Here is an 11927-nt window from a genome sequence, read left to right as displayed (position 1 = left end):
CACTAATTAATATGGTATTTTCGAGGAAAAGTAGTACCATTCTAACCACCAAACTAGACTATTGATATGGGAAAAGGCGACAGAAAATCTCGAAAAGGTAAGATTTCAATGGGTTCCTATGGAAATACACGCCCCCAAAAACCAGTTAAACTAGTAGCGCCTAAATCGAAAACTACTCCGACTGCTACGTCGGGTAAGAAAGTTAAAGCGTAACAAAAAACGGTGCCGAGGCACCGTTTTTTGTTACTACTTAATTTTAAATTAATCGTCAACGTGTTTTAGCCTTCGACGGTTTCGAGGGTGATACGTCCTCAGGTGCAGGCGGTATTACGGGGTCGGGTTCAACTGTTGACTGCTTATTTCTACCACGGCTTTCCTGAAAGATGACGAAACCAATTAACGCAATTAGTAATACGTTGCATATCAGGTCGATTGTGTCGCCTAATCGGGCTAGAGGTGGATCGAACCGGAATTCGATTGTGTGTTTGCCGGCGGGAATACGTAGTGCTCGCAATACGTAGTTAGCGCGGAGGTGAGGAGCTGGTTTTCCATCAATAAACGCCTGCCAGTCTTCGTCACCCCGGTAGTAAATCTCCGAAAAAACGGCCAGCCCGTCGCGCGTAGCATTTGCGGAATAAATCAGTTTGTCGGGTCGGTAACTCGTTAGTTGAATGGTGCTGCCCGTATGATCGAGTTGAGCAGGCAGATTACCTAATTGGGAGACAAATCGCTTATCAACCACAACCGAATCGCGCGGATTCAGTGTTTTCATAGCTGCCATTTCGGCATCGGCATCAGCGACCTGTATTACGTTCCCAACAAACCAGGCCGCTCCCAGGACTTCAGGGTTCGGAATGGGCAACGGCCCCGTCGGTTGCTGCGGATTATTTGGGTCGGGCTGACCAGGCTGAATTACGTATTTCGCGTTCAGCATATTTAAAATATGCAACGTATTAGTTTGGAACGCATAGTTAATCAGCTCGTTATAACGGCGCAAACGGGTAGTATTGTACCCACCAATTGATCGGTGGAAGTACGACGCTCGGTTACTTTCCATAAACGAGCCCGTCTGGTCGAAAACCCGATAACCAAGCGTCTTATCCTGAAGAATCTGTTCGTCAGCAGGCGTTGGTTCAAAAATGGTTGTAACCTGCGATTTAGGGACAAAATCGGCGCTGTTGAGGAAACGTTTATCGACGGCAAACAAATCGAAAACAACGATGGCAAACACCACCGGATAAAAAATCACCGTTTTAATTTTGTTGGTAATAAACAGATAAACAGCGCCTGCCGCTAATAAAATCAGAATAATTGACCGGAATGCGTCGTAACGCATCAGGCTCTGGCGGTCGCTGATGAGGGGCGCCAGAAAATCTTTGGCTGCTTCGCCAAGCCCTGTACGAGCCAGCATATCAACATCGTTTGGCCGCTGAAACGCCAAGAAGGCGCTGCCCATAACGGCAATTATCAAGGCTAAACCTGCCGTTGCTCCTACGCTAATCAACAGTGGCTGCTTGAGTTGGGCGAAGGTCAATTTCTGATCGACAATTGCCTGAATTCCCATCGCTGCGCCAGCGGCCAGAAATAACTGAGCCAGACAGAGCGCCATAGTCATCGCTCTGAATTTGTTTAGATATGGTAGGTAATCGAATAACAGCTCATTGAAAAACATGAAATTCTTACCCCAGGCAAGCACAATCATCAGCACGGCTGCACCTAGCAACCACCACTTAATATTTCCACGAATGACAAACATGCCCAGCACAAACAGGAAAAGCAACGCAGCTCCTGCGTAGGCAGGCCCGCCCAGAATTGGCTGATCTCCCCAGTAAGTTGGAGCGCCTTCCTCAGCAAATTGTTTAGCCGCCGACGGGTCGATGCCCCGATTTACCAACGCTTTGTAAAATTCAGAATCCGTACCTAATCCACCGATAGAGCCACCACCGTATACGTTTGGAACCAGTAGTGTCAGGGTTTCGGCCTTGCCGTAGCTGTAGAGAAATGCATAATCTTTATCCAGTCCCCCTTTTGATTCACTCGAGGGGTTTCTACCATCGGGATTCGTTGTTTTGGCAGTTAGTTCCGATTTACCACGTATTGATTCTTTGGTATACTGATTTAAAACCAGGAGTCGTTTACTGAAACTACCAGCAGCCAGCGCTCCGGCCAGCAATAACGTAGCGAGTCCAAAAAGCAGTTGTCGGGCCTTACCTTCTCTCATTAACGTAACACCTTCAACAACGACGTATATGCCTACCGTCATGAACAAATAGTACGTTATCTGAATATGGTTGGCACCAAGTTCCATGCACATAAAGAAGCCGGTCAGGGCGGCCCCCAGCAGATACCGACCACGTAGCGCCAGAACAACACCGGCCAACATACCGGCTCCATAACCTAGGGCAAACAGTTTTGATACGTGCCCCGCTTCCAGACTGACTACACTAAACGTACCTAGCGCATACGCAGCTGCCCCCATTGCCGAAAGCCATGGATTACAACCCAACACAACCAGCAGTATATACATGCTCAACATTACCACAAACAGTATGCTGGCCGTATTGGGCAGTACGTTAACGAAGCCAGTAAAAGCCTTATAGACAAGTATATATGGATAGTGAAAGTCAATCATATAGCCCGGCATACCACTAAAAACCGCGTCCGTCCAGAGGGGTTTTTCGCCAGTTTCACGGGCAAATTCCCGGATTTCATGAGCTGCAGCCGAGGCCTCCTGCACATCGTGCATCGACAACGTTTTGCCCGACATTACTGGCAGAAAATAAATTATAGCCAGCACAAACAGCCCGAACACAGCAAATAAATGTGGGCGTATTCTTTGAACTAGGGTTGGATGATTCATAGAAAGTTAATAGCAACGCAGGCCAAAGATAAGGCTTTGTGTTGAAACGGATAGACCAGTCGGCTGATTGTTCCAAAAGTGGCTCCATAGTGACTAAAATGGTTTTAAACATAAATCCCACCGACTAAGTCACTCTTTATGACGATTTGTGCATAACCCTCTCAAATCTGTATTAATTTATAACTTTTCCGGGATTCGATTGCTGAATGAACATACTATATTTTGAATATTATTTAGTTGAATAAAGTAAAACACTTACTCGATATTACTTGTAAACTGAGCCTATTGATCAAATTTGCCCCAGAAAATAAGTACTATTATTTATAAATATATGACTACAAAACCAGAACATTTTATGTAAAATAAAGCTAAAAAAGGAGTTTTCTATAGTTACTTAAATGAATTTTTATTAAATATATCGTTTACAGAAAATATATATAATGTCAAATTAATATAAACATCAGTCAGTACAATGTACCCCGAGTTAAGCTGATCGACTAGTCTTTATTTACTATTTGGTAGGTTGATTTCCTTGTGTATTATCACTTTTACAACCTACCGTTTAATCAATTTTGCATTTTACCTAGTTCGCTACTTTTTTAAAGTTGAGTTCAGTGCAGCAACTTTTCATATGTAGAATATCATAATACAATACTTTGAATTTCAGAGTTTTAATTTAAAATCCACTTATTTTCTGCCAATAAACTGTTTAAATAAGGGCAGTATACATGAAAACATAATCATCATGCCAATCATATGTTTTTTTAAAGTGAATTGTAACCTGGGAATGTTAGCGTAGTCTAAATTTTCAGAATCTAACCCATAAATGATTTTAAACAGGCATCATGAATACCAAACACAACCTACTCATAGTGGATGAAAATCCCTACGTGGTTGACATCCTCGCTCAGAATCTACGAAATGAATTTACCATCACAGTAGCAACGACAGGCCAGGAAGCAGCACGGTTATTAATTCAGGGAAATCGATTTGATTGCGTACTCACCGAACTGAACATACCCTTTTTTAGTGGTATTGAACTAACAAAATTCATTCGTACGAGTCGCCTATTGCATCATCTACCAGTAGTTATCCTTTCTAATGCACCCGATAGCAGTACACGCATCGAATGTTTAGAACAAGGCGTTGATGATTTTATTTCGAAACCATTCAATCCGCTGGAAGTAAAAGCTAAATTGAATGCCCTCCTACGTCGGGCTGTCGCCACGGAAGAAGGTCAGAAGAGTCCATCAAGCCCGCAGACCGCGCCAGTCAATAAACCGCTGTGGCAGCAACGCTCACGTATTTTATCGATGCTTTTAGGTGATTATTCGCTCTCACAAAGCGCATGATCGACTGCACCAATTACACTATCTCCCTACATAGCACCACCAATTACCTGAATTCCGGTATCCTGATACGTTAGGAATCCGCAAGTCATTGATGTTTAGCTAGGCAGTGGACATTGACGCAGCCTATCAATAACTGCTTAGTTAAGCATCAACCCTTTAGTACCGAAGTATCCCGTAGTCCCATAAGTGTAGAATTTTATCGACAACTACAACCTGAACGCAACAATGCCTGGGTTAAGTGTTTTGCTGGTGGTCGAAGATGAACTAATTGCCAACCGAATTATCAATATGGTCGGCCCGGCTTGCCATATAATTCGATTTAGTTACGCAGCAGAGGTAAAATCCTGGTTCATCGGAAACCCCGGCATCAGTTTGGTCATTGCCGATAAGCTTAATGAAAACAGCACAGTAACCATGGTGCGTAGTAATCCAGCTTACGGACTCACGCCCATTTTGGTTACCTGTCTTTCTAAGGAAACTCAAATACCAAAAACTACAATTATGGACGGCGTAACGGATATGCTGGTTATCAACGAAGATAACTACGCGATACAATCGAAACTCAGCTATTACCTCAAATTAACCAATCGGATGCAAGCGTACGGAGTAAGTAATTACATCTATACCGTTAATCAGTTTAAGCTCCCCTGGTGGAAACGGATGATTGACATTTTGGCGTCGTCGCTTATCCTGCTTATTCTCTCGCCGATTCTGCTGGTGGTAGCCATTCTAATCAAGCTGGATTCAAGAGGGCCTGTTTTTTATAAGTCGAAACGGGCGGGGGCCAATTACTACGTATTTAATATGTATAAGTTCAGAACGATGGGCGTGGCTGCAGATCAGCTCATCAACAACATGGCTTCGCATAATATATACGCTACCGAATCTGAATCTACCCCTATCTATCAAACCACAGAATTTTTGTGCAGTGCCTGCCGGGCACAGGGCATTGGTTGTCAGACCTTACTTTTCGACAAAGATCAACCCATCTGTGAGAAACAATATTTGCAGGACAACGAAAAGTCGGCCAAGTTCATGAAGTTCCGCAACGACCCGCGTATTACACGTTTCGGTACGTTCTTACGGAACAGCAGCATTGACGAATTGCCGCAACTTTTCAACATCCTGCTTGGGCACATGTCGCTGGTCGGTAATCGGCCGCTCCCTCTCTACGAAGCCGAAAAACTCACCTCCGACGAATTTGCCCGTCGCTTCGCTGGACCCGCCGGACTTACGGGTTTATGGCAGGTTAAAAAGCGCGCCAAAGGTCAGGCTGCCATGTCGGACCGGGAACGGACTTTCCTCGATATTGAATACGCTAATACGTTCTCGTTCAAGACCGACGTATACATCATGTGGCGAACGATTTTCAGTTTATGGCAAAAGGAGAACGTATAAGCGAAGGAGTGGTTCCGGCGCTGGTATCGATCATCACGATCAACTATAACCAGGCCGAAATAACCCGCCAGTTTCTGGAATCGACCAGACGACTGACGTACCCGAATTACGAAATCATTATCGTGGATAATGCGTCGGCTGAGCCGCTCAGTTCCAGCATTGATCTGGGCTCCTATCCAAAAGTCCGGCTGATACGTAGCGAAACCAATCTAGGTTTCACGGGGGGTAATAATCTGGGGATGGCCGAAGCAGAGGGAGATTATTTCTTCATTGTCAATAACGATACAGAGGTCTCTGCTACGTTGCTTGAAGAACTTCTGAAGCCATTCGAAACTGATGAGACGATTGGTGTTACGTGTCCGAAAATCAAATTTCACGCAACGCCAAAAGTATTGCAGTTCGCGGGTTATAACCCGATGAATATGCTCACCGGTACGGCAACTGCCATCGGCTACAACCAACCCGACGAAGGGCAATACGATCTGCCGCACCAGACGTACTTTGCACACGGTTGCGCCATGATGATACGTCGGTCGGTGGTGGAGCAGGTGGGGCGTTTTGCCGAGCGTTTTTTTCTGTATTACGAAGAACTCGACTGGTCGCAACGGATACGTAACGCGGGTTATCAGATTTATTATCAACCTACTGCTACCATTCTGCACAAAGAATCAGCTTCGGTTGGTCAGCAAAGCACGCTGAAGACGTATTACCTGACCCGCAACCGAATTCTGTTTATGCGCCGTCATTGTTCGCCCTTCCAGCGGCTGGTCTTTTATCTTTACTTCACTACGTGCGTGTTTCCCAAACACATCATTTCGTATCTTGTCAAAGGGAAAATTGAACACGCCCGGGCTTTTGTCAACGGAACTCTCTGGAATCTGAGGTCCCCCAGTGTATCGCCCGTTTAGCATCTTTAAGCATACATCACATGACGCTTTTCTATCAATTGGTTGGGTGGACGTTTTTTCTCCTGGCCTTTCTGGTTTTCTATACGTATCTGGGTTACGGAATCGTGGCCTGGCTGCTGGTCAAGCTGAAAGGTAAGCAGGTAACTGCTCCTGCTACGTCGGAGTCGACATATCCCGACGTAACGATGATTGTGCCCGCCTACAACGAACTCGATTACCTACCGGCTAAATTGCAAAATTGCCTGAATCAGGATTACCCCGCCGAACACCTGCATCTGTTGTTCGTGATTGAAGGCTCAACCGACGATTCGGCTGCTTATCTGGCTGAACGGCAAAAGGACATTCCTAATCTGAAAATTATTTCAGGAACGCAGCGGCTCGGCAAAATTGTGGCTATGAACCGCGCTATGCAGCAGGTCAGCACACCCATCACCATTTTTACGGATGCCAATACGCAGTTGAATCGCGAAGCGGTGAGCCGCATTGTGAAGCGTTTCGAACCCGCCGACATCGGTGCCGTAACGGGTGAAAAACGGATTCAACTGGAAGGCGAGGAAGCGGCTGCTGGCAGTGGCGAAGGGCTTTACTGGAAATATGAGTCGTTCCTGAAAAAGCTGGATGCTCAACTTCATACCATTGTTGGAGCTGCCGGCGAATTATTCGCCATCCGGACAAGTTTATACGAACCAGTTGAAGCTGATACGTTACTGGATGATTTTATGATTTCACTACGTATCGCCGGTCGTGGATACCGGGTCGATTACGCGCCGGATGCTTATGCGCTGGAGCGGCCTTCGCACTCGGTCAGCGAAGAACGTAAACGAAAAGTACGGATTGCTACGGGCGGTTTTCAGTCGATAAAACGATTGGCTTATCTGCTGAATATTTTTTCGTACGGCTGGCTCAGCTTTCAATACGTATCGCACCGGGTGCTACGTTGGGCTGTCACTCCGTTCTGTCTGCCGCTTTTGTTGTTGCTGAATGTAATCATGCTGACGCAACCTGTTACGTCCGAAAGTATGCTGACACCATCATTCTGGCAATGGCTTTTTGTCGGACAACTTGTTTTTTACGGTATAGCCATTATCGGTTACGTATTAGAGAACAGGCAAACTCGATTTAAGCTCACCTTTGTACCTTTCTATTTTGTCTTCATGAATTGGTGTGTGTTGGCCGGTTTTGTGCGCTTTTGCAATGGTAACCTATCGGGTGTGTGGGAAAAAGCAAAGAGGGCATCTTAATTCCCACTTATTACGTAAGTATATTTACTGATCAGGCTCCTTAAATTCACTCAAATCCTATTAAATTTGACTGTGAATTTATTTACGCACTCTTCATTTAACAAACTTCAAGTTTCCAAGTTGACAATAAATCATGCACCAGCTTGATCAACCTATTTCCCTAGCTGAGCAATGGCGCGAAAAGCCGTGGTTTCTGACGGTGGTAGGTGTCTTGCTGGCTTTACTAGCCGGCTGGGTAATTGGTGCCTGGGGTATTTTAGGGGCGATGGCTACAATTGGTATACCTGTAGCCTTGGCAGTCGGTATCAGCGTTTTGCTAGAGCCCCGAATAGGGTTGTATATTTATTTACACCTCAGCTTTCTGATTGGGTTTACCCGTTTCTTACCACCCAACTTATCTCCAGGCACAGCCCTTGATACAGTGCTGGTACTCACCTTGTTGAGTACGTTTCTGAATGGCAAACGGATGACTTGGAAACGGCTTCGCGAACCAATATTTTGGCTGGTCATCGTCTGGACATCGTTCACTATTCTCGAATATTTTAACCCTGAACACCCCTACCCAGCGGCCTGGTTTTATCATGCCCGCTCCTTTTCGCTAAGCTGGTTTATCGTGGCTATCATTGTGCTCGTAAACCCGATCACCAAATCCGATATCCTATGGTTTTGCGGCACCTGGCTCGTCTGGTCTTTTCTCGGGGCTTTGTGGGGCTTCAAGCAACAGTACATAGGACTCGAATCGGCCGAAATCCGTTGGCTGGCTGAGGGTGCCGACCGTCAGCATATTCTTTGGGGGCAGCTTCGTAGCTTTTCGTTTTACTCCGACGCCGGGCAATTTGGCTCTGAAATGGCCGGGGTTACGCTCCTGGCTATTATTTTCTTTTTTGAAACAAAATCGTGGTTACTCAAAGCCATTTTCGCGCTTCTGGCGGTCATTCTCTTCTGGGGATTTGCGCTTTCCGGAACGCGGGGAGCTCTCTTTGTCATTATTGGTGGCTACCCGGCGTATTTGGTTTTGAAACGTAACATCGCCCAAATTATTCGTGGCGTAGTCATTGCTTTGCCCGTACTTGGCATACTTATGTTCACGTACATTGGCGATTCAAATTACCAGATATACCGGATTCGCACGGCACTACGTCCTACTAAAGATGCTTCGTTTCAGGTACGACTCGACAATCAACAGAAATTACGTAATTATCTGAAAGATAAGCCTTTTGGGGCGGGCATTGGTACGTCATCGGGAGCGGGGCAGCGTTTTTCGCCAAATCACTTTGCTGCTCAGATTCCAACGGATAGCTGGTACGTTCAAATCTGGATTGAAACGGGCATCGTTGGCCTAACGATTTACCTGACTTACCTCGCCAGTATCATATTGCTGGGAACGTATAAGGTCTGGCAATTGAAAGACCCGTGGACCATTAGTATAATGGTGGCCCTTCTGGCTGAATTTATCGGCATCTGCGTCGTAAGTTATACAAACCCAATTTTGGGGCAGTATCCGACCAGTACGTTGCTTTTCATTACGTCAATTTTGTTCACCACCTGCGAACGCTGGGACACTCAAAAGCAAACAGCATGAGAATCGGGATTGAAGCACAACGGCTTTTGAGGCCCCACCGGCATGGAATGGACATTGTAGCGCTGGAAACCATACGGGCGCTGGCCGATTTTCCGGAACACGAATTTGTGGTTTTCGCAAAACCCGATTCCAATCACGACGGGCTTCCCAACGTACCAAATATTCAATTCGTCGAGCTAGATGGCGGGCCGTACCCGGTCTGGGAACAGTATGCGCTTCCGAAAGCAGTAAAGCAATATGGCGTTGATCTACTGCATTGCACTGCCAATACGGCGCCACTACGTTGTTCGGTGCCGCTGGTGCTGACGCTTCATGACATTATTTTCCTCGAAAATCAACCGCTACTACGTGGCAGTTGGTATCAGCGTTTTGGCAATCAGTATCGACGCTGGAACGTACCGCGTGTAGTAAAATCCAGTGATCGTGTCATAACGGTATCCAACTTCGAGCGGCAACGTATCATCGACCATATGCACCTGAATCCCGCGCAGGTGGTCGCTATCTGGAATGCCGTTAGCCGACAATTTCGCGTGATTGATGATACCGGTCAACTGGCCGAGGTTCGGAAAAAATATAATTTGCCCGAATCGTTCATCTTTTTCCTGGGCAACACTGATCCAAAGAAAAACGTGGGCGGGGTATTGAAATCGTTGTTGCTGCTTAAACAACGTGGGCAACTTTCGCTGCCGGTCGTGATTTCCAATTTACCCCAATCGTCGCTCGATACGTTACTGAACGAAATCGACGGCCAATCGTTGGCGAAAGATATTGTTCTGTGCGGGTATATTCCCAACAACGTGTTGCCGTTGGTGTATAATGCGGCTACTGTGTTTCTGTGCCCGTCGCTACGTGAAAGTTTCGGCCTGCCCATCCTGGAAGCAATGGCTTGCGGAATACCCGTTCTTACATCTACTACGTCATCGATGCCGGAAGTAGCGGGTGACGCGGCTCTCCTGGCCGACCCAACATCTCCCGAAGACATGGCCAATCAACTGCTACGTTTATTAGCCGATAAAGCGCTACGTGCCGATTTACGAGAAAAAGGTTTGAAGCGAGCCGATTTATTTTCCTGGCATGCAACGGCCAGCCACTTACTCGACGTATATACAGCGTCGTTGGATGCTTCCCGACGTTCATGACTTCTGACGCTAACCGCCGTTTACCTTTTTCTATGAAGGACTTCGACAGTATAATTTGTGTTGGTCAGACCACCTGGGAGGGTGATTATCAGAAGGCTGTAGTACAGTTAATGTCTGAACTGGCCGCCCGCCATAAGGTGCTCTACGTCGATTATCAGTATACAGTTAAAGATTGGGCGATGGGGCTTTTGGGGCGTCAGCCAATGCCCCTACGTGCGCCGGTACGTCTGACCAATCCACTCACCAAAAAAACCCTCGAAGATGGCAACGAAGCGTACGTCTGGGCGCCACCGCTTATGCTGCCTGTGAATTTTCTGCCAGTTAAACCTCACGATTTCCTGCTACGGTTGAATGTTAGCCGCTTGACAGCCGGGCTCCGGCGGGTGATGGATAAACTCGGCATGAAAAAACCACTGGTTATCAACGCCTTTAATCCCGTTTTTGGTTTACCCATGCTGGGAAAGCTAGGGGAGTGCGCTACTATTTATTACTGCTTTGACGAAATAACGGCGGCAAGCTGGATTAGCCGTCATGGTCACCGCTACGAATCGCTTTACCTGCCGCTCGTCGATGCCGTGGTTACTACGTCAGAAACGCTACGTCGATCGAAATCGGTGTTGCAGCCGAATGCGTTCTGTGTGAAAAACGGCGTCAATTTCGATCTATTCAATCAGGCCCATTTTCTGGCGCAGCAAGAGCAGCCAACCAAGCCTATTGTGGGCTACCTGGGCACAGCCGACAATCGTATTGATCTGGAACTGGTCGAGTATTGTGTGCGCAAAATGCCCGATGTTACTTTTCAGTTTGTAGGCGAAGTAAAATCAGTGGCGCTGAAAGATGTACTCTCAGCTTACCCAAACGTGGAGTTTATTCCTCCGCATCAACCGCCCCAGCTACCTGCGCTGCTTGCCCGAATGACGGCAGCTATAATTCCGTTCGTACGGAACGAACATACGTACACCATTTACCCCTTGAAAATCAACGAGTATCTGGCGGCAGGATTGTCGGTTGTGTCAACACCTTTTTCTATTCTGGATGATTTTGAAGGCGTTGTCGAACTGGCCGATAATCCGGAAAATTTCGCTAAGGCGCTACGTCACGCCTTATCGGATAACACTACGTCCCGCATCGACGAACGTATTGCGATGGCCAAAGCGAATTCCTGGGAAAAGCGGGCGGAAGAATTTGAAGCGGTTATTCAGGGAATGTAAGGATTTTGCTACGTAAAGTTGCTGATAACAATTAAAAGCACTTTCGTATAAGCAAAAAAAGCTCCTTAAAACCAGGAGCTTACCGCTTGAGGATCAGGTCGCTTAGCGAGCCCGCATCCGGTAAATAGTACGACCGCGCAGGCCGACTATTGGACCACCTACTTCAATAATACGAGGCCGGGGTGGGCGGTTTATGTGCAAAAAGTTCGTTTTCATTAGTCCAGTTGTTGTTTGTG

At 46.6% G+C, this 11927-nt stretch carries 9 protein-coding genes; 8 read left to right on the top strand and 1 reads right to left on the bottom strand.

Annotation, left to right across the window (positions count from 1 at the left end; genetic code table 11):
• Positions 1 to 66: 66 nt before the first annotated feature.
• Positions 67 to 213, top strand: coding sequence for a 30S ribosomal protein THX (locus ACYVF1_RS30950; protein ID WP_461086374.1), 147 nt, complete (start codon positions 67 to 69; stop codon positions 211 to 213).
• A gap of 55 nt (positions 214 to 268) precedes the next feature.
• Here the strand turns inward: ACYVF1_RS30950 and ACYVF1_RS30945 are convergent, their stop codons facing one another.
• Entirely contained in the window at positions 269 to 2860 is a 2592-nt protein-coding gene (locus tag ACYVF1_RS30945) for a hypothetical protein (RefSeq protein WP_461086372.1), read from the bottom strand.
• A gap of 845 nt (positions 2861 to 3705) precedes the next feature.
• On the opposite strand from ACYVF1_RS30945, the gene ACYVF1_RS30940 reads away from it, so the two are divergent.
• The 7 genes from ACYVF1_RS30940 (at position 3706) to ACYVF1_RS30910 (ending at position 11691) form a co-directional block, all read left to right on the top strand.
• Complete coding sequence (locus ACYVF1_RS30940) at positions 3706 to 4212, top strand: response regulator (protein ID WP_461086370.1); 507 nt, start codon at positions 3706 to 3708, stop codon at positions 4210 to 4212.
• A gap of 225 nt (positions 4213 to 4437) precedes the next feature.
• Entirely contained in the window at positions 4438 to 5610 is a 1173-nt protein-coding gene (locus ACYVF1_RS30935) for a sugar transferase (RefSeq protein WP_461086368.1), read from the top strand.
• Complete coding sequence (locus ACYVF1_RS30930) at positions 5589 to 6518, top strand: glycosyltransferase family 2 protein (RefSeq protein ID WP_461086366.1); 930 nt, start codon at positions 5589 to 5591, stop codon at positions 6516 to 6518. The genes ACYVF1_RS30935 and ACYVF1_RS30930 overlap by 22 nt, the downstream gene beginning before the upstream one ends.
• A gap of 20 nt (positions 6519 to 6538) precedes the next feature.
• Positions 6539 to 7759 (top strand): glycosyltransferase family 2 protein, encoded by a 1221-nt coding sequence (locus tag ACYVF1_RS30925; RefSeq protein ID WP_461086364.1) that lies wholly within the window; start codon positions 6539 to 6541, stop codon positions 7757 to 7759.
• A gap of 133 nt (positions 7760 to 7892) precedes the next feature.
• Positions 7893 to 9341 (top strand): O-antigen ligase family protein, encoded by a 1449-nt coding sequence (locus ACYVF1_RS30920; RefSeq protein ID WP_461086362.1) that lies wholly within the window; start codon positions 7893 to 7895, stop codon positions 9339 to 9341.
• Entirely contained in the window at positions 9338 to 10480 is a 1143-nt protein-coding gene (locus ACYVF1_RS30915; RefSeq protein ID WP_461086360.1) for a glycosyltransferase family 4 protein, read from the top strand. The genes ACYVF1_RS30920 and ACYVF1_RS30915 overlap by 4 nt, the downstream gene beginning before the upstream one ends.
• A gap of 32 nt (positions 10481 to 10512) precedes the next feature.
• Positions 10513 to 11691, top strand: a complete 1179-nt coding sequence (locus ACYVF1_RS30910) for a glycosyltransferase (protein ID WP_461086358.1) — start codon at positions 10513 to 10515, stop codon at positions 11689 to 11691.
• Positions 11692 to 11927: the final 236 nt, after the last annotated feature.

Source organism: Spirosoma flavus (assembly GCF_054778555.1).
Note: the sequence above shows the minus strand (reverse complement) of the source record. Positions and strands in the feature narration are given on the sequence as shown.